Source organism: Streptomyces sp. NPDC053431 (assembly GCF_044544925.1).
GTDB lineage: Bacteria > Actinomycetota > Actinomycetes > Streptomycetales > Streptomycetaceae > Streptomyces.
Genome location: NZ_JBITXX010000007.1, coordinates 194,900 through 220,728, shown reverse-complemented (window position 1 = coordinate 220,728; position 25,829 = coordinate 194,900). Strand labels below are relative to the sequence as shown.

Below are 25,829 nucleotides of genomic sequence, written 5' to 3'. Positions count from 1 at the left end.
CGTCCGCCGAGGCTCAGCGCGTGGCCAGCTCGAACCACACCACCTTGCCGCCCGAGAGCCGGGTCGCCCCCCAGCGCCGGGCCAGCCGGTTCACCAGGAACAGCCCACGGCCGCTCTCGTCGGTGTCCCGCGCCCGCCGCTGCCGGGGCAGCTGCGGCGAGTCGTCGCCGACCTCGCAGCGCAGCACGTCCGTCCGCAGCAGCCGCAGCGTCACCGGCCGCTCCGCGTACCGCACCGCGTTGGTCACGACCTCGCTGATCAGCAGCTCCACGGAGTCCGTGAGCTCCTCCAGGTCCCAGCGCGCGAGCGCCCGGCGGGCCAGCCGCCGGGCCCGGCCCGGAGCCGCGTCCTCCGGCTCCAGGAACCAGTACGCCACGTCGCTCGGCGCGATCCCGTCGAAGCGGGCCGCGAGCAGCGCGATGTCGTCGTCCCGGTCGCCCGGGCCCAGCATGTCGAGGACGTCGTCGCACAGCGCCTCCAGCGGAGGCGAGTGGTCGGGGCCGGTGAGCTGGGCCGTCGCCGCGAGCCGCTCCCGCAGCTGCTCGATCCCGGTCCACACGTCCCGCAGCCGGGACTCCACCAGACCGTCCGTGTAGAGCAGCAGCGTGGCGCCGGCCGGCGCGTCCAGCTCCACCGCCTCGAAGTCCACCCCGCCCACGCCGATCGGCGCGCCCGGCGGCACCCGGAGCACCTCCGCCCGGCCGCCCAGGTGCAGCAGTATCGGCGGCGGATGGCCCGCGTTGGCGATGGTGATCCGGTGCGAGACCGGGTCGTACACCGCGTACATGCAGGTGGCCATGCGGTTCTCGCCGAGCCGCTGGGCCTGCTCGTCCAGGTGGTGCAGCACCTCCTGCGGCGGCAGGTCGAGCCCGGCCAGGGTCTGCGCGGTGGTGCGCAGCTGGCCCATGATCGCCGCCGAGGTCATGGAGTGGCCCATCACGTCGCCGACGACCAGCGCGACGCGGCTGCCGGGCAGCGGGATCGCGTCGTACCAGTCGCCGCCGACCCGGGCCGTCTCGGCCGCGGGCAGGTAGCGCGAGGCGAGCCGCACGCCGGTCGGCTGCGGCAGCGAGTCCGGCAGCATCGTGCGCTGCAGCTCGTCCGCGATGTACGCCTCGCGCCCGTACAGCACCGCCTTGTCGATGCCCAGGGCCGTGTGGGTGGCCAACTGGGCGGCGACCAGCAGGTCGTTGGGCTCGAAGCCGGCCCGCTCCGGGCGGCGCAGGAACACCGCCGCGCCGATCACCCGGCGCCGCCCCCGCAGCGGCGCGAGTATGGCCCGCTGCCCGCCGGGCACCGGGTGCTCCGGACCGAGCAGCTCCGGCAGCGCGGCCCGGGCGGCGGCGGAGTCGCCCGGCACCGGCCGCACCCCGCGCAGCACCTCGGCCAGCGCGCTGCCCGAGCGGACCTCGCACAGCTCCGCCGCGGGCGTCGGGTCGGGATCCGGGACGAGGACCAGCTCCTCGCCCTCGCCGTCCGTTAAGCGCAGCCGGTCCGTACGGCGCAGGCGCAGCACGAAGGGCTCCGCGGGACGCTCGTCGCCCACCGGCAGCGGGTCGCGCAGATAGACCAGGATCGCGTCGGAGAAGGTCGGCACGGTCGCCCGGCACAGGCCGAGCACGATCTCGTCGAGGTCGAGGCCGCGCGCGATCCGCCGGGTCGCGGCGCCCACGAACCGCAGTCGGTCGCCCTCGCGCCGCGCCGCGGCGCCGTCGGCACCGCTCTGACCGCCGCCGCCGGGTGGAGGCACCGCGACGGCGGCCGCGGTCGCCGTCGCCGCCGTCTCCTGGCGGGGGCGAGTGCGTTCCTGCGGCCGGTCGGCCATCGCCTTGCGGCCTTCGTGGGAGGTGGGATGCTCCGTCACGCCTGGGATTCCGTCCATCCGGGCCGGTGGTGCGTTGCACGCGCTCTTCTCGCCGATGCCGCGCCTTCGGCGGGGCTAAACCACCGGCACGAGGTCGATGTGGAGGAGGGGGCCGACGCGGCCGCGCACAGGTCAGGCACTGCTCTCCCCCTCATGAAGCAATCATGGATGACTAGCGGATGACTAGCGGTCAGGTTCTGTGCCGTGCCCGGTGTCTGACGTCCCGTCCGATCGGTCGAGTGCTTGCGGAGGACGATCCTACGTTTCCACCCCCGGGGCGCATCAAGGGTCTCATGGTGCCGTGTGCGCCGGAGTGCGATCCCAGTCGGAGGGCAGTTCCGGAACCGGCCAGGCGGGGTCGGGCCGCCAGTTCTCCCAGCCGTCCGAGAACGGCGCTCCCCAGGACCGGATCACCTCGACGGCCGCCCGGCCCGCCTCCTTGACCCGGGACGCCTGCGCGCCGTCCATCAGGCCGGCCCGCTGGGCCTGGGCGAACTCGTCCTCGTCCCGCCACAGCCAGCTGCGGTCCGGGTAGACGGAGATGTCGAGGAAGTGGTCCTCGGAGTCGATGCCGCCGGCCCAGCGGGTCCGGGGCTCCTCCAGGTTCACGTACCAGCTGCGGAAGCGCCAGCCCCGCTCCCAGAACAGCCAGACCGACCACGGGTCGCCGGGGGTGGCCAGCTTGAGCACCCCGGTGCCGTGCCACGTGGCGCGGGTGGTGGTGCGGGGCGCCGTGTACCGGGTGGCCAGCGGCTCCTCGTGGACGGGCGTGCCGTCGGCCAGGACCGGCTTGACGCACTCGGTGCCGGGGGCCATCCAGACCGCGAGCAGCTCAGGGGTGTCCTGGACCACGGTCACCGGGCGGCAGATGTGCACGTCGCCGGTGCCGTTGTCGCGGTAGCGCCAGAGGATGTGCTCCCCCGGCGCCCAGTGTCGAGGGCGGCCGGATCCTGTCATGCGCAGATCTTAGGGTGGGCCCCCGGCACCGCTGCGGCGAAGGTCACGGATGAGTCAGTGGCGGTCAGGGGCGGGTCATGCGCAGGACGTCCAGGGCCTCGTCGAGCTGTTCCAGGGTGAGGTCGCCCCGCTCCACGTAACCGGACTCGAGGACCACCTCGCGGATGGTCCTGCGCTCGGCCAGCGACTTCTTGGCGACCTTGGCGGCCTCCTCGTAGCCGATGTACTTGTTCAGGGGCGTGACGACGGACGGCGAGGACTCGGCGTACTCGCGGGCCCGCTCGACGTTGGCGGTGATCCCGTCGACGGTGCGGTCGGCCAGCAGCCGGGCGGCGTTGGCCAGGAGCCGTACGGATTCCAGCAGGTTCTTGGCCATCACCGGGAGCATCACGTTGAGCTCGAAGTTCCCGGCCGCGCCGGCCACCGCGACCGTGGTGTCGTTTCCGGTCACCTGGGCGGCGACCATCAGGACCGCCTCGGGGACGACCGGGTTGACCTTGCCCGGCATGATCGACGAGCCCGGCTGGAGGTCGGGGAGATTGATCTCGGCGAGGCCGGTGCGCGGGCCGCTGGACATCCAGCGCAGATCGTTGGCGATCTTCGTGAGCGACACCGCGACGGTCCTGAGCTGCCCGGAGGTCTCGACGAGTCCGTCGCGGGCGCCCTGGGCCTCGAAGTGGTCGCGGGCCTCGGTGAGCGGCAGCCCGGTGGCGCGGGCGACCTCGGCGATGACGGCCGCCGAGAAGCCGGGCGGCGTGTTGATGCCGGTGCCCACCGCCGTGCCGCCGAGGGGGAGTTCGGCGAGCCGGGGGAGCGAGGCCCTCAGCCGCTCTACCCCGTACCGGACCTGGGCCGCGTAGCCGCCGAACTCCTGGCCGAGGGTGACCGGGGTGGCGTCCATCAGATGCGTACGGCCCGACTTGACGACGCTCGCGAATTCGGCTGATTTCCGCTCCAGCGAGGCGGCCAGATGCTCGAGCGCCGGGACCAGGTCGTGGGTGACGGCGGCGGTGGCCGCGATGTGGATCGAGGAGGGGAAGACGTCGTTGGACGACTGGGAGGCGTTCACGTGGTCGTTGGGGTGGACGTCCCGGCCGAGCCGCTCGGTCGCCAGGGTGGCCAGCACCTCGTTGGTGTTCATGTTGGATGACGTGCCCGAACCGGTCTGGAAGACGTCGACCGGGAAGTGCTCGTCCCAGCGCCCCTCGGCGACCTCCGCCGCCGCCTCCTGGATCGCCCCGGCCACGTCCCGGTCGAGCACCCCGAGCTCCGCGTTGACCTTGGCCGCGGCCGCCTTGATCCGGGCCAGGGCCTCGATGTGGGCCCGCTCCAGGCGCTGTCCGGAGATCGGGAAGTTCTGCACCGCCCGCTGGGTCTGGGCGCGCCACTTGGCGTGCGAGGGCACCCGGACCTCGCCCATGGAGTCGTGCTCGACGCGGTAGTGCTCTTCGTTGCTCATGGTTCGTCATCCTCCTGGCCGTGTCTTTCGGGGGGGCGACCCCCGAACCCTCCGAAAAAGATGAGCAGTTGTCTTGTTCGATGTATTCCCAAGTCGTTTACCGGCCAGTAAAAACCGTGGGTAACCCCACTTCCAGGAGGCGCAATGACGCGCACCAGGTACAGACTCCGCTGGCCGGTCGCCGCCCTCGCCGCGGCGGCGGCGGCCCTCGGCAGCATGACGGCCGCCGCCCCCGCCGGAGCGGCCGACACGGCCACCACGGCCGGAATCACCTCCGTACCGCTCTCCCCCGAGCTGGAGGCGATCCGGGCCGCGGAGGCCACCCGGATCTACGGCAGCCCCGAGGAGCGCCCGCTTGCCCAGCGCAAGACCGGGCTCATCTCCCTCGGCGACAGCGAGATCTCGGGCGAGGGCGTGGGCACCTACGAGGCGCCCACCAACGGACCCTCCAACTGGTGCCACCGCTCGCCCGACGCCGCCATCCACCGCACCGGGATCCCCGCGGACCTCACGTTCAACGTGTCCTGCTCCGGCGCGTACACCGGCAACATCCGGATCGGCGGCTCGAAGCAGTACGCCGACGAGCTGGTCCAGAGCGACAACCTGGCGATCAAGGCGCGCAACACCCGCATCAAGATGGTGGTCCTGGTCGCCGGCGCCAACGACGACCTCCAGTTCGGTCCCGTCATGACCGACTGCGTCCAGCGCTACCTGCTCCTCCAGGGCCCCTGCGAGCCGAAGTACGCACCCGGCTGGCAGGCCCGCGTCGACGCGCTCGTGCCCAAGGTCGAGCAGACCGTCCGCGACCTCAGGACCGTCATGCGCGACGCCGGGTACGCCGACGGCGACTACAAGCTCGTGGTCATGGGCTACCCGAGCCCGATCGGCCCCGACTTCCCCGACAACCCGAACTTCCCCGGCAAGCTCTCCTGCGGCGGCCTCGGCTACGACTCCGACACCAAGTGGGGCCGCAACACCGCCGTCCCCACCTTCGAGCGCGGGATGCGCAAGGCGGCCGCCGACACCGGCGCCGTCTTCCTCGACAACTCGCGGCTCTTCCACGGCCACGAGGTCTGCATGGAGGACACCTGGGCGCGGGGCCTCTTCATCGACCTCTCCAAGCCCGGCACCCCGGACGAGAACTCCGTCCGCCAGTCCTTCCACCCCAACTACAAGGGGCACGGCGCCTTCGCGTCCTGCCTCACCCAGGTCTACGGCGCGGGCGTCCGCGAGGCGGCCTGCGCGGACGTCGACTCCTCGGGCACGCCCACGCTCTTCCCGCTCGCCTGGGACGACGCGTACCGGCCGCTGAAGAACGCGGCCACCGGCAACTGCCTCGACGTCGACGCGTCCGAGTCCGCCAACGGCACCGCCGTCCTCGGCTGGGACTGCCACGGCGGCCGCAACCAGGGCTGGTGGTACGACGCGGCCCGCAGGACCCTGCACACCCAACTCACCCAGGACCGCTGCCTGGACGTCCCCGGCGCGGCCTACCAGCCCGGCAAGGCGCTCATCGTCTGGAACTGCAGCGGCGCCGCCAACCAGAAGTTCGTCCGTGACGGCGACACCCTCCGGCCGGCCGCGGCCACCGGACTGTGCCTGACCCAGGGCGCCGCCAGGGAGGCGATCCGGCTGCAGAGCTGCAACGGCTCGGCGAACCAGCGGTTCGGCGCCTGACCCTCTCGAAGAGGGCCGCACGACACCGTGGCCCCCGTCCGGTGCGGGACGGGGGCCACGGGCACGCGCACGGCGGCGGGCGGTGGCCGGCGCGGCTCAGCGCACCGTCAGGCTCCGCTTCGCCAGCTCGTACGCCGGGAGCATCGCCCGGTGCTCCTCGCTGTCGAGTCCGCCGAGGTGCACGATGACCGGCCCCTTGGGGGTGTCGACCGCGAACGCCCGCTCCTGCTTCTTCTCGTCGAGGGCCTCGCTGCGCACGGTGTAGACGACCTCGACGGCCGGCAGCGCACCGGCCCGCGTCTTCTTGTAGAGGACGCCCGAGCTTTTCTTCTCCGCCTTGACGAAGGCCTCCAGCGCGGCCCGCGCCGGCCCCTTGTCCTTCGGGACGGTCCACACCCGCAGGAAGCCGATGTTCCCGGCGGGCTTGGCGTCCACCTCGCAGTGGGCGAAGGCCGGCCCCTGGCGGGTGAGCGCGGCGAACTCCGGGTCCTCCGGGGTCTCGATCGCCTTCGGCTTCCAGTCCTTCGCGAGCGAGAACGCGACGGGCAGGACGCAGGCCGTCCCGGCGCCGCCCAGCGAACCGGCCGCGGCGGCGGGCTTCGTCAGCCCCGGTTCGGCCGCGGGCGCCGGGGCGGCGCTCGTCGGCGCGACGGCCGCCGGCTTCGCCGCGGGGGAGTCCGCCTGGGTGCCGCAGCCGGTCAGCAGCAGTCCCGCCGCCAGCAGGGCGACGGGGGCCGCCGTACGTATGGGTGCTCTCTCTGGCATGGGCCCATCATCCCTGGCCCGGGCGCGGCGCCCGGCACCCGGGTGCGCCCTCCGGCCGCCCGTCGGACAATGATGAGCGGGCCTCGGGGGAGATCCGCCATCCCGGCAGGAGGCACGACATGATCCGCAGCTTCAGGAGGATCGGTGCGCTCGGCGCCTGTACGGTCGCGGCCGCGGCCCTCGCCACCGCCGCCCCGGCCACCGCCCACGACGAGGGCGACGGCTTCGAGTTCACGCTCTACGCCAAGGAGGTTCCCGCCCCCGGAGCGAGCGAGAGCGGTCCGGCGCCCAAGGTGGGCGACACCTTCACGTTCGCCGACGACCTGTACAAGACCAAGGGCGGCGCCAAGGTCGGCCGGGACGGCGCGATCTGCGCGGTGGTGCGCACGTCCGGCGACCAGTCCGACGCGAACTGCATCGGCACCTTCGTCCTGAACGGCGGACCCGGCGGCCAGCTGACCGCCCAGGCCCTGACGACGTTCGACGCCACGAACCAGCAGCCGGCCGCCTTCGACGTCGCCGTGACCGGCGGCTCGGGCGACTTCAAGAACGCGCACGGCTACATCCGCGTGACCCCCGACGGGGACTTCGAGCGCATGGACTTCCACATCACCACGCGCTGACCGTGCGGAGCTCCTCCGTCACGACAACTTGCCGTCGTAGTCCGGCAGCTTGAAGGTGCGCTCGGCGTGGCCGCCGACCAGGTCGGTGGTGTTGTTGCCGATGTTCGCGACGATCGTGTAGCCCTTGGCCTCGATCTCCGCGCGCTTGGCGGTCTTGTACGCGCTCACCTCGGCGAACAGGTCGGGCAGCGACCGCACGTAGAGACCGTCCACGGGGTAGCCGGCCCGCTTCAGGTTCCAGTCCGTCAGGGACTGGATGATGCCCGGACGGGCCGTCACGAAGAAGACGGCCACCCCGCGCGCGTGCGCGTCGGCGACCAGGGCGCGCACCTCGGGGATGGCCGGGGTCGGCAGCTCCCAGAACGGATGGAAGTCGGTCTCCAGCGAGGAGTTGTCGATGTCGAGGACGATCGCCTGCTTCTCGCCGTCGGCGTCCTCGGCGCGCTCCTCGATGTACGGGCGGGCCTGCGCGACCACGGCGGCCACGTCGTGACGCCAGGTGGTGTAGTCGACGTGCTTGATCGCGGCGGTCGAGGTGAGGTGGGTGTCCGGATCGGCCGCGGAGGCGGCCGGCGCGGTACCGACCACGAGCAGGGCGGTCAGGCCGAGGGTGGCGGCGGCGGTGGCGTGGGCCTTGGCGGAGGGCATGGGGGGCTCCCGAGTGGTCTACCGGCTCAGTGGTTGACATGCTCGCGCCCCATACTGGCCAGTAGGGGACCAGAGGGCTACCAGTCGGTAGCGAAAATCTGAGCGGAGATCGACGAAGCCGCCGCGGGGAGGGCGCCGGCGTCGGCCTCGGCCGAACGAGGCCGCCCCCGGCCGGGAAAGGCCGGGGGCGGGTCGTGGCACGCCGGAGGGGCGGGCCGTTGTCGCGGGCGGACGGGCCGGCCGTGGCCCGGGCGACGGGGCCGGCCGTGGGACCGGGTCACGGGCGGGCCGTGGCTCGGACGACGGTTCGGCTGTGGCCGCGAGGCCCCCGGCCGTGGGCCTCGCGGCCGGGGGCCGTCGGTCAGCCGACGAGCCCCTCCTCGAAACGCAGATAGCGTTCGACGGAGCGGGCCAGGACCTCGTTGCCCCCCGAGGTCACCACCCGGTTCCACCAGGCGCCGTAGATGCGCTCGAAGCGGTAGCCGCCCAGCAGGTCCGCGGCGGCGCGGACGGCCTGCGGACGCTCGGGAATGTGGTTCGCGTAGCTGTACATGACGGTCACCCAGCGCGCGTCCGGGCAGACGTTGACCACGTCGCCGGTGAACAGCGCGCCCTGGCCCGCGCTCCAGTGGAGCACGGCGCTGCCGGGGAAGTGGATGCCCGGGTTGATCAGGGTCAGCTCGTCGCTCAGCCGGTGCGTGCGGCCGCTCCAGAACTTCAGCGCAGGATCGGGCCGGCCGACCCACCGCCGGTCGGCCTCGTGCAGATGGACGGGCGCGTCGAAGGCGTGCGCCCACTCCACCATCGTCGAGTAGAAGTGCGGATGGCTGATCGCGATGTGGTCGATGCCGCCGAGCTCCTCGACCGCTCGCACCATCGCGTCGTCCAGGTACGGCACGCAGTCCCACAGCACGTTCCCGGCGGAGGTGCGCAGCAGCAGCGCACGCTGCCCGATCGCGAAGCCCGGCGTGCAGCCGACGCCGAGCACGTCGGGCCCCTCCTCCTCGAAGCGGCCGGTCTGCCCTTCCTCGCGCAGCTCCTCCAGGGTCGTCCACCGCTGGCCGTCCCGGCCCACGTACTGCCGCTCGTCGAGACAGACGGGACAGTCCGGGCGCGGCTCGGCGTACTGGGTGCCGCAGGTGCGGCAGATCGGGGGCGTCGGGATGCCGGAGTCAGCCACGGGTGCCCCCGGCGAGCTCGGTGAGGACGTACGGGCGGCTCGGGCGCCAGCCGAGCACCTCGACGGCACGCCGCCCGGACACCACCTGGTGCAGCGCGAGCGCCTCCGCGAACGGGGCCCCGAGCGCCTCCGCGGCCCCCTCCACGGGCCACGGCTCGGCCCGTCCGGTGCCGCCGGCGGCGAGGTCCGCCGCTGCCGCGACCGCTGCGACCGGCACGGCCTCGTGCGCCACGCCGTGCAGCACCGAGCCCGCCTCGGCCTGGGCCAGCACCAGGGCGTACAGCTCGGCCAGGTCGTCCACGTGCACCATCGGCCAGCGGGTCGCCGCCGAGCCCACGTACCGGCCCGTGCCGTGCTCCTTGGCCCAGCCGGTCATCATCCCCGGGATGCCGCCCTCGCGGCCGTACACGATGCCGGGGCGCACCACGACCGCGCGGACGTTCTCCCAGGCCGCGGCCAGCACCCGCTCCTCGATCCGCGGCCGGTAGCCGACGATGGCGATCGGGTCGGTCGCCGCGTACTCGTCCACCGGCGTGTCCTCGGTGGCGCCCAGCACCCAGACGCCGCTCGTGTAGACGAACGCCCGGCCGGTGCCGCGCAGCGGCGCGAGCAGCGCGTCGAGCGCGGCCGCGTCCACGGCCTCGTCACCGGTCGGCGTCGCCAGGTTCACCACCGCGTCCACGTCGTCCGTGACGGCCGCGCGCAGCGACTCCGGATCCGTCAGATCACCCACCCGGACCGGCAGGCCGGGATCCCACGCGGCCGCGTCCTTCACCAGCGGGACCACGTCGTGGCCCTCCAGCGTCAGCCGCGCCACCACCGCGGAACCTATGTAGCCGGTCGCGCCCAGCACCAGAACCCTCATGCCCTCTCCCCTCCGGCCGTCCGCCGGTCGCTCGTCGAACGAGAAGAACCGTACGAACGCGGCCGGCCGGCGCGGATCCGTCAGATGACCTGGATGCCGTACCGGGTCCGCGACCCGGTCGCCCACCGGGACCCGGTCCGAACCCGGTCGCCCACGGGCTCGGCCGGCTGCCCGGGCCCGGCGATCGAGGCTCAGGCGCTGCTCGCCACGTACGGGCAGGGCCGCGCGGAGGCCCGTACGGGCACCTCGGTCCCCGGGCCCCGGGGCCTCCTTGCGCCTCAGCCCAGGTCCAGCGCCCCGAGCGCGGCCCGCGAGGTCACGCCGAGCTTCGGGTAGGCGTTGGACAGGTGGTAGCCGACCGTCCGGGGGCTGAGGAACAGCCGGGCCCCGATGTCCCGGTTGCTCAGGCCCGTCGCCGCCAGCCGGACCACCCGCAGCTCCTGCGCCGTCAGCCGGCCCGCGAGATCCGGCCCGCCCGCCGACGGGGCCGGGGCGGCCCCCAGCGCCCGCAGCTCGGTCCGGGCGCGGTCCGCCCACGCCCGCGCCTGCGTCCGCTCGAACGCGTCCAGCGCCACGGTCAGCGCCTCCCGGGCGGCGCCCCGGCGCTTCGCCCGGCGCAGCCACTCCCCGTACAGCAGCCGGGTCCGCGCCTCCTCGAACGGGCGGCCGTCCTGCTCGTGCGCGGCGAGCGCCCGCGCGTACCACTCCTCCGCCGCCCCGTCACAGGCGAGCAGGGCGCGGCAGCGCAGCTCCACGGCCGCGGCCCACGGCGTCCCGGTGGCCCGCGCCCACCGCGCGAACCACTCGGCCTGCGCGCCCACGTCGGCGGCCCGGCCGAGCCGCACGGCCGCCTCCACCTGGTCGGGCAGGCTGTGCACGGAGACCATCAGATGCCGGAACGGCCCGGCGGTCAGCACCGCGAACTGCTGCAGCGCGGCCTCGTAACGGCCGAGCCCGAGTTCCAGCAGGCCCCGTGACCGCGTCACCCACAGCGGATGCGGCGCGACACCGGAGCAGAGCTCTCCGCCGGCCCGGCCGGGTTGCTCGGCCGCGCCGCACGGCTCCGCCACGCCCGCCTCGTCACCGTCCAGCGCGGCGAGCGCGGACAGGACGCCGGTCAGCATCGAGGCGAGATGGCGCTGACCGGTGTCACGGGCGATCTCCAGACCCTCGACCGCCGTCGTGTACGCGTCCCGGTGCCGGCCCAGGAACAGCCGGAGCCGCGCCAGCCGCAGCAGCACCCGCGGCAGCACCCCGACGGCCCCCTCGGCCCGGCACTCCTGCTCCAGCGCCACGGCCTCGTCGTGCACCGTGCGGTACTCGCCGAGCAGCATGTCCCAGCCGTGCAGCCGCACCTGATCGGCCAGAATGCGCTCGTGCCGGGTCCGTACGACGTAGCCGGCGAACTCCCGGATCGCCGCCGCCCCGCCCACCGCGTCACCCGCCAGCGTGTCGAGCACCCCGCTCGCGCCCCGGTGCACGGGACAGTCGCCGAAGTCCAGACCGGCGAGCCGCGCCCGGGTGTCCCGCGCCGCCGCGACCGGGTCCGGCGCGTCCCACGCCATCGCGGCCGCCTCGAACAGCAGCCACGCACCCGTGGCCGGCCGGTGCGCCGTCACCTCACGGGTCGCCTCGACGAGCAGCAGCCGCGCCGACTCCGCGCGGCCCCGGCTGTGCTCCAGTGCCGCCCGCACGCTCGCCAGCCGGGCCACGGCCTGCGGACTGCGCACCGGTCCCGCCTCGTCGGCGAGCGTGCCCGCGAGCTCCACCTGCCCGGCCTCGGCCGCGGCCGCCGCCGCGGCGGCCAGCCGCAGCGAGCGGGCCTCCGGGTCCTCCGTCAGCCGCGCCGCCCGCCGATAGGCCGCGGCGACCGCCGCCCGCCCGCCGCGCGAGCGGAACAACTCGGCGCTGCGCTCCAGTTCGGCCGCCACCTCCTCGTCGTAGCCGACGGTCGCCGCCGCCAGGTGCCAGGCCCGGCGGCCCATGTCCCCGCCCGCGGGCGCCGCTTCGGCCAGCGCCCGGTGCGCGGCCGTCCGCTCGGCCAGCACCGCCCCCTGGTACGCCGCTGCCCGCACCAGCGGATGCCGGAAGACGAGCCGCCGCCCGGACACCCGCACCAGATCCGCCGCCTCCGCCGGCCCGAGGTCCCCGGCCTCCGCGCCCGTCCGTTCCCCCGCCGCCACCACCAGCGCCACGTCCCCCGTGTCGTCGGCCGCGGCGACGGTGAGCAGCCGGCGGGTCGGCGCCGGCAGCGCCCGGATCCGCTGGTCGAAGATCCGCCGCACCCGCCAGGAGGCCGGCAGCACCGCGATCTCCCGCGCGTCCAGCGGCTCGCTCCCGTCCCGCTGTGCCGCCGTCAGCGCCCCGGCCAACTCCACCAGCGCCAGCGGATTGCCCTGCGCCAGTCCGCGGATCCGGCTGCTCACGGCCGCGTCCAGATCGGGCGCGCGCCCGGCGAGCAGAGCCGCGCCCTCCTCGTCGGTCAACGGCCCGAGATCCAGCACCGGCAGGCCCGGGGCGCCGTCGAAGGCCGCCGAGCCCTCGCGCGCGGCGAAGACCATGGCCACCCGCCCCACACCGAGCCGGCGGGCCGCGAACAGCAGCGCGTCCACGGTCTCCAGGTCCAGCCAGTGCGCGTCGTCGACCAGGACCACCACCGGCCGCTCCTCGGCCAGCTCCCCGAGCAGGCCCAGGGTGGCCGCACCCATCAGGAACGGGTCGCCGCCCGGCGCCCCGTCCAGCTCGATCACCCCGCGCAGGGCCCGCAGCTGACGCTCCGGCAGGCCGCGGGCCCGTTCCAGCGTGCCGGACAGCAGCACCTGCAGACCGGCGTACGGCAGCGCCGCCTCCGACTCGACCCCGGAGCAGCGCAGCAGCGTGACCCCGTCCGCCCGTTCCGCGACGTGTTCGAGCAGCGCCGTCTTGCCCGACCCGGCCTCGCCCCGCAGCACCACGGCCCCGCCCCGGCAGTCGGCGGCCCGCGCCAGCAGCTCGGCCAGGAAGCCCCGTTCCCGCTCCCGCCCGCTCAGATTCGCGTCACCCATCGGTGTTCCCCCCATCACCCGGACGTCGTGACGATCATGCAACACCCGTGGAACGACGACAGGCCCCCGGCACGTGCCGGGGGCCTGTCGCCAGGTGGGCCTCAGAGACCGGGGCCGCGCACCGGGATGTGGGTGAACGTCGGCTCGGGGGCCGGGTTCTGGAAGAAGTCGTTGCCCTTGTCGTCCACCACGACGAACGCCGGGAAGTCCTCGACCTCGATCTTCCAGACCGCCTCCATGCCGAGCTCCTCGTACTCGACGACCTCGACCTTCTTGATGCAGTCCTGCGCGAGGCGCGCCGCCGGGCCGCCGATCGAGCCCAGGTAGAAGCCGCCGTGCGTGCCGCACGCTTCCGTGACCTGCTTCGAGCGGTTGCCCTTGGCCAGCATGACCTTCGAGCCGCCCGCGGCCTGGAACTGCTCGACGTAGCTGTCCATGCGGCCGGCCGTGGTCGGGCCGAAGGAGCCGGAGGCGTAACCCTCGGGGGTCTTGGCCGGGCCCGCGTAGTAGACCGGGTGGTCCTTCAGGTACTGCGGCATCTCCTCGCCGGCGTCCAGGCGCTCCTTGATCTTGGCGTGCGCGATGTCGCGCGCCACGACCAGCGGGCCGGTCAGCGAGAGGCGGGTCTTGACCGGGTACTTGGTGAGCTCGGCCAGGATCTCGTCCATGGGCTGGTTGAGGTCGATCCGCACGACGTCGCCCGACTCGTCGAGCTGCTCGTCCGTGGTCTCCGGCAGGAAGCGCGCCGGGTCGGTCTCCAGCTGCTCCAGGAAGACGCCCTCGGCGGTGATCTTCGCGACGGCCTGGCGGTCGGCCGAGCAGGACACGGCGATCGCGACGGGCAGCGAGGCACCGTGCCGGGGGAGGCGGACCACGCGCACGTCGTGGCAGAAGTACTTGCCGCCGAACTGCGCGCCGATGCCGATCTTCTGGGTGAGCTCGAAGACCTTCTCCTCCAGCTCCTTGTCGCGGAAGCCGTGGCCGGTCTCGGCGGAGCCCTCGGTGGGCAGCTCGTCCAGGTAGTGCGCGGAGGCGTACTTGGCGGTCTTGAGCGCGAACTCGGCGCTGGTGCCGCCGACGACGATCGCCAGGTGGTACGGCGGGCAGGCCGCCGTGCCGAGCGAGCGGATCTTCTCCTCCAGGAACTTCATCATGGAGGCCTCGTTCAGGACCGCCTTGGTCTCCTGGTAGAGGAACGACTTGTTGGCGGAGCCGCCGCCCTTGGCCATGAAGAGGAACTTGTACGAGCCGCCGTCGGTCGCGTACAGCTCGATCTGCGCGGGCAGGTTCGAGCCGGTGTTCTTCTCCTCCCACATGGTCACCGGGGCCATCTGCGAGTAGCGCAGGTTGAGCTTGGTGTAGGCGTCGTAGATGCCCTTGGACAGGGCCTCCTCGTCACGGCCGGAGGTGAGCACGTTCTGGCCGCGCTTGCCCATGACGATCGCGGTGCCGGTGTCCTGGCACATGGGCAGGACGCCCGCGGCGGCGATGTTCGCGTTCTTCAGGAGGTCGAGCGCGACGAACTTGTCGTTGCTCGACGCCTCCGGGTCGTCGATGATCTTCCGCAGCTGGGCCAGGTGCGCCGGGCGCAGGTAGTGCTGGATGTCGTGGATCGCCTCGGCGGCCAGCTTGCGCAGCGCCTCCGGCTCGACCTTGAGGAACGTACGGCCGTCGGCCTCGAAGGTGGAGACGCCTTCGGAGGTCACCAGGCGATAGGGCGTGGTGTCCTCTCCCAGGGGGAGCAGATCGGAGTACGCAAACTCTGGCATCGGGGCAGCCATTCCTCACTCGGCGACAGCAGCGCCGCCTCCGTTGGCGGCGCGCCCTCCAGCGTAAGACGCGGGGGCGCCGGCGCTTCTGTGAGGTAAGGCTCACTGGACGCGGGGACCGCGCCGGAACGGCGTGTTTCCGGTGCGGCGCCGGGCGTCGTCCACCGACACGGTGTTCCCCCTGGTCGCGATCTATCGCGTTTCGCTACGCTGAGGTCGTGGACCTCGAAAAGCAGCCTCAGCAGCCGCCCGCCCCCGCGCCCGGCTACGCCGATCCCGCGGGCTCGCTGCGGGCCTCGGACGCGGACCGGGACCGGGTCGCGGACATCCTCGCGGACGCCCTGGCCGAGGGGCGGCTCGACGCCGAGGAGCACGCGCAGCGGATCGACGCGGTCTACCAGGCGAAGACGGTCGGCGAACTCGAGCCGATCGTGCGGGACCTGCCGGCCGGCGGCGCCCGCCCCCGGCCCGCGCCGGCCCCGGTCCACGGCGATCAGGACGCCGAGGGCCCCGCCGACAACCTGGTCGCGGTGTTCTCGGCGTCGACCCGCAAGGGACGCTGGCGGGTGGCCCGCAGGACCAACGCGTTCTCGCTCTTCGGCAGCGTCGAGATCGACCTGACCGAGGCGATCTTCGCCCAGCGGCTCACCACCATCAACGCGACGTCGATCTTCGGCAACGTCGAGATCCGCGTACCGGAGAACATCACGCTGCGCGGCAGCGGCGCGGGCGTCCTCGGCAACTTCGAGGTGGTGACGCTGGAGGGCGCCGACCCGCAGGCCCCGGTCGTCGTCGTCAACGGCTTCGCGGTCTTCGGCAACGTGGAGGCCAAGCCCCGGCGCGGCAAGTGGATCACGGACCTGCAGAACCGGGTTCAGGACAAGTTCCGTAAGCCTCTCGGCCAGTGACGCCCGCGTTCCGCTCCGCGCGTTGACCGGAATTCGCCGTCCGGTGTCCGGAGCGCGGAACACCGCGGCACGCAGTGCATAGGCGCGCGCACAGCGGGTAGGGCTGGGGCATCGTCGCTCGCTCGCCCGCGGAAGCCGTCGTCAGGAGTAGACCGTGCTGCACACGCCGCCGCATCAGCCCCTTCGGGTCGCCGCCGCCGTGCCGCCCCAGCGCATCCCCGCTCGGGAGGACGAGGCCGGCCCCTGGCACACGGAGGCGGTGTGCCGGAGGGACGAGGCGGGGCTCTTCTTCGCCCCCTCCAAGGAGCCCACCGCGGCCCGGCTGGCCCGCGAGGAGGCCGCCAAGCGGGTCTGCGCCCGCTGCCCCGTGATGGTCGAGTGCCGGGAGCACGCGCTGCTCCAGCCCGAGCCGTACGGGGTGTGGGGCGGGCTCACCGCCGCCGAGCGCCGGGTCGTCCTCGCCCGGCGCCGCCGTCGCGACGTCGAGCTCCGCAAGGCCGCCGCGGCCGAGCGGATCGCCAAGGCCGGCTGACGGGTCCTCCGCCGCCCGTACGGGAAGGGGCGCCCCCACCGCACATGGGGGCGCCCCTCTTCGTACCCGTCGTGACGTCCGCGGCTACTTCGCGCGGTCGAAGTCGATCGCGCTGTACGCGCGCAGCTTCGACAGCCGGTGGGTGGAGTCGATCTGCCGGATCGTGCCGGACTTCGAGCGCATGACCAGGGACTGCGTCGTCGCCGTCTCGGAGCGGTAGCGCACGCCGCGCAGCAGCTCGCCGTCGGTGATGCCGGTGGCGACGAAGAAGACGTTGTCGCCGCCGACCAGGTCGTTGGTGGTGAGCACGCGGTCGAGGTCGTGACCGGCGTCGAGGGCCTTCTGGCGCTCGGCCTCGTCCTTCGGCCACAGCTTGCCCTGGATCACACCGCCCAGGCACTTTATGGCGCAGGCCGAGATGATGCCCTCGGGCGTGCCGCCGATGCCCATGAGCAGGTCGACGCCGGTGCCCTCGCGGGCGGCCATGATGGAGCCGGCCACGTCGCCGTCGGAGATGAACTTGATGCGGGCGCCGGTCTCGCGGATCTCCTTGACGATGCCCTCGTGGCGGGGGCGGTCCAGGATGACCACGGTGACGTCCTCGGCCGTCATGCCCTTGGCCTTGGCGACCCGGCGGATGTTGACCGAGACGGGCGCGTTGATGTCGACGAAGTCGGCGGCCTCGGGGCCGGTGACCAGCTTGTCCATGTAGAAGACCGCGGACGGGTCGAACATGGCGCCGCGGTCGGTGGCGGCGAGGACGGCGATCGCGTTCGGCATGCCCTTGGCGTTGAGGGTGGTGCCGTCGATCGGGTCGACGGCGATGTCGACCTCGGCACCGGTGCCGTCGCCGACCCGCTCCCCGTTGAAGAGCATCGGCGCCTCGTCCTTCTCGCCCTCGCCGATGACGACGACGCCGTTCATCGAGACGGTGGAGATCAGGGTGCGCATGGCGTTCACCGCCGCGCCGTCCGCGCCGATCTTGTCGCCGCGGCCGACCCAGCGGCCCGCGGCCATCGCGGCGGCCTCGGTCACGCGGACCAGCTCGAGGGCGAGGTTGCGGTCGGGGGCCTCGGGGGAGACCTCCAGCTCGGGCGGCAGGTGGTGGTGCTCGGTCATCGGAGCGCACCTTTCTATGCGGCGACGGACGGCGACGGCCGGAAAACGAGAGGGTGCTGTGACTCTATCGTCAGGTCGACAAATTGAGCAGAGGGGCCCACGTATGAGCACAACACCATGATGCGACCATGGGGGGCGTGGCAGGTATGCGAGGCAGGCAGACGGTACGCGGGATGTTCCAGTCCCTCGCGGTGATCATGGTCGCCGCGGGCGTGATGTATTACTTCGTCCCGCACGACGAGAAGGCGACCCCGGTCGAGGCCAAGGACTACCGGGTGGAGCTGGCGACGGCGCAGCGGGCGGCGCCCTACCCGGTGGCGGCCCCCGAGGGCCTCGGCGCGGACTGGAAGGCGACGGTCGTCTCGTACAGGCGCGAGGACCACGACGCCTGGCGCCTCGGCTTCCTGGACCCGGACGCCCAGTACGTGGCGGTCAACCAGTCCACGGAGGACCCCGCGAAGTACGTCCCCAAGGTCACCCTGCAGGCCAAGAACTCGGGCAAGACCGAGACCGTCGGCGGTCAGGTCTGGCAGCGCTGGGAGGGCCCCAGGTACGACGCCCTGGTGCGCACCGAGGGCGGTGCGACGACCGTGGTGGCCGGCACGGCCTCGTTCGAGCGGCTCGCCCAGATGGCGGGCGCTCTGCAGGCGAAGAAGGCCTGACCGCGCCCGTCCGCCAAGAAGGCCTGACGGCGCCCGGTCCGCGAAGAAGGCCTGACGGCGCCCGGTCCGCGGAGACGGGAAAGGGCCCCTGGTGCGATGCACCAGGGGCCCTTTCCGCTGCGCTCACGTCATCAGACGGTGGTGACGACCTCGTCGTAGGCCAGTCGGGGGGAGCGCGGGAACCAGGCGTCGTCGCCCGGCTTGCCGATGTTGACGACCATCAGCGGGGTGTGGTCGTCGTCCAGGAACTCCTTCTGGAGGCCGGCGAAGTCCATGCCCGTCATCGGGCCGGCGGCCAGGCCGGCGGCGCGGACGCCGACGATGAAGTACGCGGCCTGGAGGGCGGCGTTCAGCAGGGCGGACTGCTCGCGGACCGGGCGCTCGGCGAAGAACATGTCCTTGGCCTGCGGGAAGTGCGGGAGCAGGGCCGGCAGCTCCTCGTGGAACTCGTTGTCCGCGGAGAGGATCGCGACCAGCGGGGCGGCCTTGGTCTTGGCCTGGTTGCCCTCGGCCATGTGCGCGACGAGGCGCTCGCGGGCCTCGGGGGAGCGGACCAGCGTGATGCGCAGCGGGGTCTGGTTGAAGGCGGTCGGGCCGTACTTGACCAGGTCGTAGATCGCCTGGACCTGCTCGTCGGTCACCGGCTCGTCGGTGAACGTGTTGGCCGTGCGGGCCTCACGGAAGAGGAGGTCCTGGGCGGCGGGGTCAAGGGCGAGAGACATGCTGCGTACCTTCCGGACTGCGGGGGTCGCTCGTCGGGGGGATCGAGCGATGTCACGACAGTACGCCCGGAGTAGGTGAAGTTTCAACTATCCAAACCGGATAGTGATCCGGTTCACAGGATTCAGTGTACGCGAGCCCGGCCGGCCCGGGAGTTCGTCCTCCTGGGCCCCTCGTCGCCCCCGGTCAGTCGCCGTCCCCGTCGCTCGTCGACCCGGTCGCTCGTCGACCCGGTCACTCGTCGTCCCCGGCCGCCCCCTCGTCGGCGCGCTCGGCCGCCAGGGAGGCGTCCAGGCGGGCCCGCGCCCCTTCGAGCCAGTGCCGGCACACCTTGGCCAGCTCCTCGCCGCGCTCCCACAGCGCCAGCGACTCCTCCAGCGTCGTACCGCCCGCCTCAAGGCGCCGGACGACCTCGATCAGCTCGTCGCGCGCCTGCTCGTAGCCGAGCGCGCCCTGCTCCGTACCCGTGGCCATGCGTCTCTCCTTGGAATGTGTTCAGGGATGTGTGCCGGAACGTCTCGTCCGGACCGGCGTCCTCGACCGGCTTTCCGCGCGGCCCGCGGAAGATGCGCGCCGCTCAGGCCGGGTCGGCCGCGCGGCGCACCGTGAACTCGCCCGCCGCCACCCGGGCCCGCAGCTCCTCGTCGACCGCGACCTCCGCCGGGTCCCGCACCACCGCGCCGTCCGCCCGCTGGAGCACCGCGTACCCCCGCTCCATCGTGGCCGCGGGCGACAGCGCCCGGACCCGCGCCCGGGTGTGCGACAGCTCCGAGTCCGCCCGGTCGAGCAGATGCCCGAGGGTCCGACGGCTGCGGGCCAGCAGCGCGTCCAGCTCGTCCTCGCGCACCTCGACCATCCGCTGCGGGTGCTCCATCACCGGACGGGCCAGCGCGTGCGCCAGACCCCGCTCCTCGCGCTCGATCAGCCCTCGCACGCAGCGCAGCGCCCGGTCCCGCAGGCCGCGCACCCGCTCCAGCTCCTCGCCGACGTCCGGGACCACCTTCTTGGCGGCGTCCGTCGGCGTCGACGCCCGCAGATCCGCGACCAGGTCCAGCAGCGGGGAGTCCGGCTCGTGGCCGATCGCCGACACCACCGGCGTACGGCAGTCGGCGACGGCCCGGATCAGCTGCTCGTCCGAGAACGGCAGCAGGTCCTCGACGCTGCCGCCGCCCCGGGCCACGACGATCACGTCCACGTCCTCGTGCGCGTCCAGCTCCTTCACCGCCTGGATCACCTGCGGCACCGCCCGCACGCCCTGCACGGCCACGTTCCGCACCTCGAAGCGGACGGCGGGCCAGCGCCGGCGCGCGTTCTCCAGGACGTCCCGCTCGGCCGCGGAGGCCCGCCCGCAGACCAGGCCGATCAGCTGCGGCAGGAACGGCAGCGGCCGCTTCCGGTCGAGCGCGAAGAGACCCTCGGCGGCCAGCGACTTCTTCAGCATCTCCAGGCGGGCCAGCAGCTCGCCGATGCCGACCGGCCGGATCTCCGCCGCCCGCAGCGACAGCTGCCCGCGCGGCGCGTACCACTCCGGCTTCGCGTGGACGACCACCCGCGCGCCCTCGGACACGACGTCGGCGACGGCGTCGAAGACCTGGCGGTAGCAGGTGACGTTGATCGAGATGTCGTACGAGGGGTCCCGCAGCGTCAGGAACACCACCCCGGCCCCCGGCCGCCGCGACAACTGCGTGATCTGCCCCTCGACCCACACCGCCCCGAGCCGGTCGATCCAGCCGCCGATGAGCCGGGAGACCTCACCGACCGGCAGCGGCGCTTCGGCTGACGTGTTCAGACCCATGCGCCGAGCGTAACGGCCCGCTCGGACAGCGGAAGCGTGCCGTGCGCGGCCCCGTCACGCCTCCGGACGCCGGGCCCCCTGCACCGCGAGGACCACCAGGCCGATGCCCAGCCAGATCACGCCCACCACCTGGGCCGAGGGGGAGGCCTCCACGATCACCGCGATCAGGATGGCCGCGCCGAGCACCGGCGCCACCGCGTGGCGCAGCCAGTGCGGCGGCCCCGCCATGCGGCGCACCACGAACCAGGCCACCACGCTCGCGTGCAGCAGCACGAAGGCCGTCAGGGCGCCGATGTCGACCACCGACACCAGGTGGTCGAGGCCGTTGTCGCTGCGGGCCGCCCACACCGCCGCGATCATCGTGACCGTCGCCGACACGAGCAGCGCCACCCGGGGCACCCCCGAGTCCGTCCGGGCCAGCAGGTGCGGGAGGCGGTGCTCGCGGCCCATGGCGAACAGCAGCCGCCCGCCCGCCGCCTGCCCGGCGAGGGCCGCGAAGGCCGCGCCGATCGCCTTCGAGACGGCCACCAGGTCGTGCAGCCAGGTGCCGACGGCGCCCTCGACCGCGTCGTAGAAGGCGGAGCCCTGCAGCGCCGGGTCCGCCGCCAGCTCCGTCGACGAGACCGGCTCCAGCAGCGCCACCAGCCAGGTCTGCGCGACGAACAGGACGCCCGCGAGCGCCAGGCAGAACAGCAGCGCGCGGGCCACCTTCCCGGAGCCGCCCGTCACCTCCTCCGCGAACGAGGCGATCGCGTCGAAGCCCAGGAACGACAGGACCGCCACGGACACCGCACCGACGATCGCGGCCGTTGAGAACCCGGCGTCCCCCGCGAGCGGCGACCACCAGTCGCGCTGCGCCCCGTCCCGTACGAGCACCACGATCGCGGACACCACGAAGACGAGCAGGACCACGATCTCCATGGCGAGCACGGCGAAACCGACCCGGGCCGCGGCCCGCACGCCCCACAGGTTGAGCAGCGTCGTGACCACCACGGCGATCCCCGTCCACACCCACCGGTGCACCTCGGGGACCAGCGCCTCCATGGCGATGCCCGCGAAGAGGTACGCGACGGCCGGGATCAGGAGGTAGTCGAGCATCGCCATCCAGCCGGCGACGAACCCGGGCCCCTCGCCGAGCGCCGTGCGCGCGTACGTGAACACGGAGCCGGCCCGCGGGGCGACCCGCACCATCTGCGCGTAGCTGAACGCGGTGAACGCCATGGCCACCGTCGCCACGACGTACACGAGTGCGACCGCGCCGTGCGACTTGGCGTCGAGCGTGCCGTACACGCCGACCGGTGCCATGGGGGCGATGAACAGGAGGCCGTAGACGACCAGGTCCCGGAAGCCGAGATTCCGTCGCAGCCCCTCGTGGTCCGCCTCCGCCGCCCGCGCATCCTCAGCCATGGCGTCAGTCTCGGCCACGACGGTGACGAAACCGCCCACCGACGCGGCCTTACGATGGTGACCATGACTGCAACGCCCGCGAACAGCCCGAAGCGTGTCCTGCTCGCCGCTCCCCGCGGCTACTGCGCGGGCGTGGACCGTGCCGTGATCGCCGTGGAGAAGGCCCTGGAGCAGTACGGGGCCCCCATCTACGTCCGCCACGAGATCGTGCACAACAAGTACGTCGTGCAGACCCTGGAGCGGAAGGGCGCGATCTTCGTCGACCAGGCCACCGAGGTGCCGCCGGGCAACATCGTGATGTTCTCCGCGCACGGCGTCGCCCCGACCGTCCACGAGGAGGCCCGCCAGGGCCGGCTCGCGACGATCGACGCGACGTGCCCGCTGGTCACCAAGGTCCACAAGGAGGCCGTGCGCTTCGCCAACGAGGACTTCGACATCCTCCTCATCGGCCACGAGGGCCACGAGGAGGTCATCGGCACCTCCGGCGAGGCCCCCGACCACATCCAGCTCGTCGACGGCCCCGAGGACGTCGCCAAGGTCGAGGTCCGCGACCCGTCCAAGGTCGTCTGGCTCTCCCAGACCACGCTCTCGGTCGACGAGACCATGGAGACGGTGGACGCGCTCAAGGAGAAGTTCCCGCAGCTGATCTCCCCGCCGTCGGACGACATCTGCTACGCCACGCAGAACCGCCAGACCGCGATCAAGGAGCTCGCCACGCAGGCCGAGCTGGTCATCGTCGTCGGCTCCAAGAACTCCTCGAACTCGCAGCGCATGGTCGACGTCGCCAAGCAGGCCGGCGCCCCCGCCGCGTACCTCGTCGACTTCGCCAGCGAGATCGACGAGAGCTGGCTGGAGGGCGTCACCAGCGTCGGCCTCTCCTCCGGCGCCTCGGTCCCGGACGTGCTCGTCCAGGAGGTCCTGGAGTGGCTGTCCGAGCGCGGCTACGTCGACGTGGAGCTGGTCAAGACGGCCGACGAGTCGCTGACCTTCTCGCTGCCGAAGGAGCTCCGCAACAAGGACCTCCGCGCGGTGGCGGAGGCCCTCGGCAAGGAGTGACGCCGGCCCTCGGCCGCGGCGCGACGCCACCCGCCGTACGGGGAGTGACGAAGCGCCTCAGCCCGTAACGTGGATTCCATGAACGTCTTCGGAGTGGACATCGGCGGCTCGGGCATCAAAGGCGCGCCCGTGGACCTGGTCCGTGGCGACCTGGCCGAACCGCGACACAAGGTACTCACCCCGCACCCCGCGACGCCCGACGACGTCGCGGGGTGCGTCGTCGAGGTCGTGGAGCACTTCGGCTGGACGGGGCCGGTCGGCGTCACCTTCCCCGGGGTCGTGACCGGCTCCACCATCCGCACGGCGGCCAACGTCGACAAGGGCTGGATCGGCGTCGACGCGGGCCGGCTGCTCGGCGACCGGCTCGGCGGACTGCCGGTGACCGTCCTGAACGACGCCGACGCGGCGGGCATCGCGGAGATGTCCTTCGGCGCGGGCAAGGGCAGGAAGGGAACGGTCATCCTGCTGACCCTCGGCACCGGCATCGGCTCGGCCGTCTTCGTCGACGGCACGCTCCTGCCCAACACCGAGCTCGGGCACCTGGAGCTCAAGGGCCACGACGCCGAGAAGCGCGCCTCGTCGAAGGCGCGCGAGGACGAGGGGCTGAGCTGGGAGCACTGGGCGACCCGGCGGCTGCGCAAGTACCTGGCGCACGTCGAGATGCTGTTCTCGCCGGAGCTGTTCATCATCGGCGGGGGCGTCAGCCGCAAGGCGGACAGGTTCCTGCCGCTGCTCGAGGGCATCAGCGCCGAGATCGTGCCGGCGCAGCTGCAGAACAACGCCGGGATCGTGGGGGCTGCGATGGCGGCGAGGGCCGCCGCGGGCTCGCCGCCGGGACCGGCGCGGTGAGGTAGCCGGCGGCGCTATCCGCGTTCGGGGGCGGGGCGGCGGACCGGCCGTACGGGCGTCTCGGAGACGCCGGCGGCGGCCCGCTGGCGCCGCCCCATGTCGCGCACCTTCCGGACGCTGGCGATGAGACCGGCGACGAGGGTGCCGCCGTACAGCCAGCCGGCGTGGACGGCGAGGGCGGTGACGAGGGCCATGGCCTGACCGCCCACCCCGCCCGTACCGCCGGAGATCGGGAAGACGCCCACGGCGAAGGCGATCGGCACGGAGATGGGCGCCGTGACCAGGTCGGCGGTCCGCACCCAGAGCGCGGTCAGGGCGCTGACCGGCAGGAAGAGCAGCCCGAAGACCACCGGGGAGCCGTCGAACAGCAGCCAGTCGAGGAAGCCGATCGCCAGCATGACGGCCGAGGCGAACAGCCCGGCGCCCAGCCCGGTCAGCCGGGGATTGGGCAGCCTGCGCAGCGCCACCACCACGGGCGGCGCGGGGCGCTCGACGCGGGGCCGGCCCGGGCGCGGCCGGGCGGCGACGCGGTAGACCGCGGCGCCCTCCACCAGGGCGCCGGGCGGCGTCAGAGGGGCCTGCGGCCGGCCCGCGGCGGGACGGCGGGGCTGCGGCTTGCGTGTCCTGTGCTGCTCCACACCACCAACGTAGGTCGGAACCGGCCGGGAACCCGGTGCGGGACACGCCCTTTGGGTGACCTTGGCGGGAAGAGGGGTGTCTTCGACCGGTCGGGGCCGGTCGGGTGCCCCCGTAAACTGGGGGATCGCCCCACCTCCACTCCTCCTAGGGAAGTCGCCACCGTGTCGCTCACGATCGGAATCGTCGGCCTGCCGAACGTCGGCAAGTCGACCCTGTTCAACGCCCTGACCAAGAACGACGTGCTGGCGGCCAACTACCCGTTCGCCACGATCGAGCCCAACGTCGGCGTCGTCGGCGTCCCGGACGCCCGCCTCACCAAGCTGGCGGAGATCTTCGGTTCGCAGCGCATCCTCCCGGCCACGGTCGACTTCGTCGACATCGCCGGCATCGTCCGCGGCGCGAGCGAGGGCGAGGGCCTCGGCAACAAGTTCCTGGCGAACATCCGCGAGTCGGACGCGATCTGCCAGGTCATCCGTGCCTTCAAGGACGAGAACGTCGTGCACGTCGACGGCAAGGTCTCGCCCAAGGACGACATCGAGACGATCAACACCGAGCTGATCCTCGCCGACCTCCAGACCATCGAGAAGGTCCTGCCGCGGCTCCAGAAGGAGTCCCGGATCAAGAAGGACGTGGCGCCCAAGGTCGCCGCCGTCGAGGCCGCCCAGGCGATCCTGGAGAAGGGCGACACCCTCTTCTCGCAGGGCATCGTCCAGGGCTCGGAGAAGGCGGAGCTCCTCCACGACCTCCACCTGCTCACCACCAAGCCGTTCCTCTACGTCTTCAACGTGGACGAGGACGAGCTGACGGACGACGCCTTCAAGGACGAGCAGCGCGCCCTGGTCGCCCCGGCCGAGGCGATCTTCCTCAACGCCAAGCTGGAGGCCGACCTCGCCGAGCTCGACGAGGAGGACGCCATGGAGCTCCTCCAGTCCGTCGGCGCCGAGGAGCCCGGCCTCGCGACCCTCGCCCGCGTCGGCTTCGACACCCTCGGCCTCCAGACCTACCTGACGGCCGGCCCCAAGGAGTCCCGCGCCTGGACCATCAAGAAGGGCGCCACGGCCCCCGAGGCGGCCGGTGTGATCCACACCGATTTCCAGAAGGGCTTCATCAAGGCCGAGGTCATCTCCTTCGCCGACCTCGTCGAAACGGGCTCGGTCGCGGACGCCCGCGCCAAGGGCAAGGCCCGCATGGAGGGCAAGGAGTACGTGATGCAGGACGGGGACGTGGTGGAGTTCCGCTTCAACGTGTGACACGTCCGGCGAAGGGCCGTCTGACCTGCGCGGAGCGGGTT

General features: G+C 73.0%; 23 protein-coding genes. 8 read left to right on the top strand and 15 right to left on the bottom strand.

The window, feature by feature from the left end; translation table 11 throughout:
• Positions 1-13: 13 nt before the first annotated feature.
• From ACIGXE_RS19310 to ACIGXE_RS19300, 3 genes are all read right to left on the bottom strand, one after another.
• Positions 14-1,864 carry a SpoIIE family protein phosphatase gene (locus tag ACIGXE_RS19310; protein WP_399748880.1) on the bottom strand — a complete coding sequence of 617 codons (1,851 nt, stop codon included), beginning with the start codon at positions 1,862-1,864 and terminating at the stop codon, positions 14-16.
• Between the two features lie 291 nt (positions 1,865-2,155).
• Positions 2,156-2,821 (bottom strand): DUF402 domain-containing protein, encoded by a 666-nt coding sequence (locus tag ACIGXE_RS19305; RefSeq protein WP_399748878.1) that lies wholly within the window; start codon positions 2,819-2,821, stop codon positions 2,156-2,158.
• Between the two features lie 64 nt (positions 2,822-2,885).
• On the bottom strand, positions 2,886-4,280 hold the full coding sequence (locus ACIGXE_RS19300) for a class II fumarate hydratase (RefSeq protein ID WP_399748876.1): 1,395 nt from the start codon (positions 4,278-4,280) through the stop codon (positions 2,886-2,888).
• Positions 4,281-4,424: 144 nt separating this feature from the next.
• Here ACIGXE_RS19300 and ACIGXE_RS19295 point away from each other — a divergent pair, with 144 nt between their 5' ends.
• Positions 4,425-5,957, top strand: a complete 1,533-nt coding sequence (locus ACIGXE_RS19295; protein ID WP_399748875.1) for a ricin-type beta-trefoil lectin domain protein — start codon at positions 4,425-4,427, stop codon at positions 5,955-5,957.
• Positions 5,958-6,053: 96 nt separating this feature from the next.
• On the opposite strand, the gene ACIGXE_RS19290 is transcribed toward ACIGXE_RS19295, so the two are convergent.
• Positions 6,054-6,722 (bottom strand): lipoprotein, encoded by a 669-nt coding sequence (locus ACIGXE_RS19290; RefSeq protein WP_399748874.1) that lies wholly within the window; start codon positions 6,720-6,722, stop codon positions 6,054-6,056.
• A gap of 119 nt (positions 6,723-6,841) precedes the next feature.
• Between ACIGXE_RS19290 and ACIGXE_RS19285 the strand changes: the two genes are divergently transcribed.
• Positions 6,842-7,345, top strand: coding sequence for a hypothetical protein (locus tag ACIGXE_RS19285; protein WP_399748872.1), 504 nt, complete (start codon positions 6,842-6,844; stop codon positions 7,343-7,345).
• 18 nt (positions 7,346-7,363) lie between these two features.
• Here the strand turns inward: ACIGXE_RS19285 and ACIGXE_RS19280 are convergent, their stop codons facing one another.
• From ACIGXE_RS19280 to ACIGXE_RS19260, 5 genes are all read right to left on the bottom strand, one after another.
• On the bottom strand, positions 7,364-7,993 hold the full coding sequence (locus ACIGXE_RS19280; protein WP_399748870.1) for an HAD family acid phosphatase: 630 nt from the start codon (positions 7,991-7,993) through the stop codon (positions 7,364-7,366).
• A gap of 361 nt (positions 7,994-8,354) precedes the next feature.
• Positions 8,355-9,173 (bottom strand): MBL fold metallo-hydrolase, encoded by an 819-nt coding sequence (locus ACIGXE_RS19275; RefSeq protein ID WP_399748868.1) that lies wholly within the window; start codon positions 9,171-9,173, stop codon positions 8,355-8,357.
• The gene (locus tag ACIGXE_RS19270; RefSeq protein ID WP_399748866.1) at positions 9,166-10,038 is read right to left on the bottom strand and encodes an NAD-dependent epimerase/dehydratase family protein; all 873 of its coding nucleotides are present in this window, start codon (positions 10,036-10,038) and stop codon (positions 9,166-9,168) included. Before ACIGXE_RS19270 ends, ACIGXE_RS19275 begins: the two co-directional genes overlap by 8 nt.
• A 278-nt stretch (positions 10,039-10,316) precedes the next feature.
• Entirely contained in the window at positions 10,317-13,082 is a 2,766-nt protein-coding gene (locus ACIGXE_RS19265) for an AAA family ATPase (RefSeq protein WP_399748864.1), read from the bottom strand.
• 101 nt (positions 13,083-13,183) lie between these two features.
• Positions 13,184-14,851: a fumarate hydratase gene (locus tag ACIGXE_RS19260; RefSeq protein WP_399748863.1), complete on the bottom strand. Its 1,668-nt coding sequence runs from the start codon at positions 14,849-14,851 to the stop codon at positions 13,184-13,186.
• Positions 14,852-15,069: 218 nt separating this feature from the next.
• Between ACIGXE_RS19260 and ACIGXE_RS19255 the strand changes: the two genes are divergently transcribed.
• On the top strand, positions 15,070-15,759 hold the full coding sequence (locus ACIGXE_RS19255; protein WP_399748861.1) for a DUF1707 domain-containing protein: 690 nt from the start codon (positions 15,070-15,072) through the stop codon (positions 15,757-15,759).
• Positions 15,760-15,916: 157 nt separating this feature from the next.
• On the top strand, positions 15,917-16,291 hold the full coding sequence (locus tag ACIGXE_RS19250) for a WhiB family transcriptional regulator (protein ID WP_399749096.1): 375 nt from the start codon (positions 15,917-15,919) through the stop codon (positions 16,289-16,291).
• A gap of 84 nt (positions 16,292-16,375) precedes the next feature.
• Here the strand turns inward: ACIGXE_RS19250 and glpX are convergent, their stop codons facing one another.
• Entirely contained in the window at positions 16,376-17,410 is a 1,035-nt protein-coding gene (glpX, locus tag ACIGXE_RS19245; protein WP_399748859.1) for a class II fructose-bisphosphatase, read from the bottom strand.
• Positions 17,411-17,538: 128 nt separating this feature from the next.
• Between glpX and ACIGXE_RS19240 the strand changes: the two genes are divergently transcribed.
• Complete coding sequence (locus ACIGXE_RS19240; protein ID WP_399748857.1) at positions 17,539-18,072, top strand: DUF4245 domain-containing protein; 534 nt, start codon at positions 17,539-17,541, stop codon at positions 18,070-18,072.
• 131 nt (positions 18,073-18,203) lie between these two features.
• Here ACIGXE_RS19240 and ACIGXE_RS19235 read toward each other — a convergent pair whose 3' ends face one another.
• The 4 genes from ACIGXE_RS19235 to ACIGXE_RS19220 all read right to left on the bottom strand — a co-directional run bounded on the left by ACIGXE_RS19235 (position 18,204) and on the right by ACIGXE_RS19220 (position 21,994).
• Positions 18,204-18,794 (bottom strand): malonic semialdehyde reductase, encoded by a 591-nt coding sequence (locus ACIGXE_RS19235; RefSeq protein WP_399748855.1) that lies wholly within the window; start codon positions 18,792-18,794, stop codon positions 18,204-18,206.
• A gap of 232 nt (positions 18,795-19,026) precedes the next feature.
• Complete coding sequence (locus ACIGXE_RS19230; protein ID WP_399748853.1) at positions 19,027-19,266, bottom strand: exodeoxyribonuclease VII small subunit; 240 nt, start codon at positions 19,264-19,266, stop codon at positions 19,027-19,029.
• A 103-nt stretch (positions 19,267-19,369) separates the two neighbouring features.
• On the bottom strand, positions 19,370-20,587 hold the full coding sequence (gene xseA, locus ACIGXE_RS19225; protein ID WP_399748851.1) for an exodeoxyribonuclease VII large subunit: 1,218 nt from the start codon (positions 20,585-20,587) through the stop codon (positions 19,370-19,372).
• Between the two features lie 54 nt (positions 20,588-20,641).
• Positions 20,642-21,994, bottom strand: coding sequence for an APC family permease (locus tag ACIGXE_RS19220; RefSeq protein WP_399748849.1), 1,353 nt, complete (start codon positions 21,992-21,994; stop codon positions 20,642-20,644).
• 63 nt (positions 21,995-22,057) lie between these two features.
• Here ACIGXE_RS19220 and ACIGXE_RS19215 point away from each other — a divergent pair, with 63 nt between their 5' ends.
• Both ACIGXE_RS19215 and ppgK read left to right on the top strand, forming a co-directional pair.
• Positions 22,058-23,050, top strand: coding sequence for a 4-hydroxy-3-methylbut-2-enyl diphosphate reductase (locus ACIGXE_RS19215; protein ID WP_399748847.1), 993 nt, complete (start codon positions 22,058-22,060; stop codon positions 23,048-23,050).
• 78 nt (positions 23,051-23,128) lie between these two features.
• Positions 23,129-23,899 (top strand): polyphosphate--glucose phosphotransferase, encoded by a 771-nt coding sequence (gene ppgK / locus ACIGXE_RS19210; protein WP_399748845.1) that lies wholly within the window; start codon positions 23,129-23,131, stop codon positions 23,897-23,899.
• Positions 23,900-23,913: 14 nt separating this feature from the next.
• Here the strand turns inward: ppgK and ACIGXE_RS19205 are convergent, their stop codons facing one another.
• Positions 23,914-24,537 carry a DUF6542 domain-containing protein gene (locus ACIGXE_RS19205; protein WP_399748843.1) on the bottom strand — a complete coding sequence of 208 codons (624 nt, stop codon included), beginning with the start codon at positions 24,535-24,537 and terminating at the stop codon, positions 23,914-23,916.
• Between the two features lie 162 nt (positions 24,538-24,699).
• Here ACIGXE_RS19205 and ychF point away from each other — a divergent pair, with 162 nt between their 5' ends.
• The gene (ychF, locus tag ACIGXE_RS19200) at positions 24,700-25,788 is read left to right on the top strand and encodes a redox-regulated ATPase YchF (protein ID WP_399748841.1); all 1,089 of its coding nucleotides are present in this window, start codon (positions 24,700-24,702) and stop codon (positions 25,786-25,788) included.
• Positions 25,789-25,829: the final 41 nt, after the last annotated feature.

Excerpts from the sequence above, each read along its gene's own strand:
- ACIGXE_RS19220 (WP_399748849.1), bottom strand. The coding sequence starts at position 21,994 with ATGGCTGAGGATGCGCGGGCGGCGGAGGCGGACCACGAGGGGCTGCGA.
- ACIGXE_RS19280 (WP_399748870.1), bottom strand. The coding sequence starts at position 7,993 with ATGCCCTCCGCCAAGGCCCACGCCACCGCCGCCGCCACCCTCGGCCTG.
- ACIGXE_RS19300 (WP_399748876.1), bottom strand. The coding sequence starts at position 4,280 with ATGAGCAACGAAGAGCACTACCGCGTCGAGCACGACTCCATGGGCGAG.
- xseA (WP_399748851.1), bottom strand. The coding sequence starts at position 20,587 with ATGGGTCTGAACACGTCAGCCGAAGCGCCGCTGCCGGTCGGTGAGGTC.
- ACIGXE_RS19305 (WP_399748878.1), bottom strand. The coding sequence starts at position 2,821 with ATGACAGGATCCGGCCGCCCTCGACACTGGGCGCCGGGGGAGCACATC.
- ACIGXE_RS19265 (WP_399748864.1), bottom strand. The coding sequence starts at position 13,082 with ATGGGTGACGCGAATCTGAGCGGGCGGGAGCGGGAACGGGGCTTCCTG.
- ACIGXE_RS19285 (WP_399748872.1), top strand. The coding sequence starts at position 6,842 with ATGATCCGCAGCTTCAGGAGGATCGGTGCGCTCGGCGCCTGTACGGTC.
- ACIGXE_RS19270 (WP_399748866.1), bottom strand. The coding sequence starts at position 10,038 with ATGAGGGTTCTGGTGCTGGGCGCGACCGGCTACATAGGTTCCGCGGTG.
- ACIGXE_RS19260 (WP_399748863.1), bottom strand. The coding sequence starts at position 14,851 with ATGCCAGAGTTTGCGTACTCCGATCTGCTCCCCCTGGGAGAGGACACC.
- ACIGXE_RS19230 (WP_399748853.1), bottom strand. The coding sequence starts at position 19,266 with ATGGCCACGGGTACGGAGCAGGGCGCGCTCGGCTACGAGCAGGCGCGC.
- ACIGXE_RS19240 (WP_399748857.1), top strand. The coding sequence starts at position 17,539 with ATGGGGGGCGTGGCAGGTATGCGAGGCAGGCAGACGGTACGCGGGATG.
- ACIGXE_RS19295 (WP_399748875.1), top strand. The coding sequence starts at position 4,425 with ATGACGCGCACCAGGTACAGACTCCGCTGGCCGGTCGCCGCCCTCGCC.
- ACIGXE_RS19235 (WP_399748855.1), bottom strand. The coding sequence starts at position 18,794 with ATGTCTCTCGCCCTTGACCCCGCCGCCCAGGACCTCCTCTTCCGTGAG.
- glpX (WP_399748859.1), bottom strand. The coding sequence starts at position 17,410 with ATGACCGAGCACCACCACCTGCCGCCCGAGCTGGAGGTCTCCCCCGAG.
- ACIGXE_RS19215 (WP_399748847.1), top strand. The coding sequence starts at position 22,058 with ATGACTGCAACGCCCGCGAACAGCCCGAAGCGTGTCCTGCTCGCCGCT.
- ACIGXE_RS19290 (WP_399748874.1), bottom strand. The coding sequence starts at position 6,722 with ATGCCAGAGAGAGCACCCATACGTACGGCGGCCCCCGTCGCCCTGCTG.
- ppgK (WP_399748845.1), top strand. The coding sequence starts at position 23,129 with ATGAACGTCTTCGGAGTGGACATCGGCGGCTCGGGCATCAAAGGCGCG.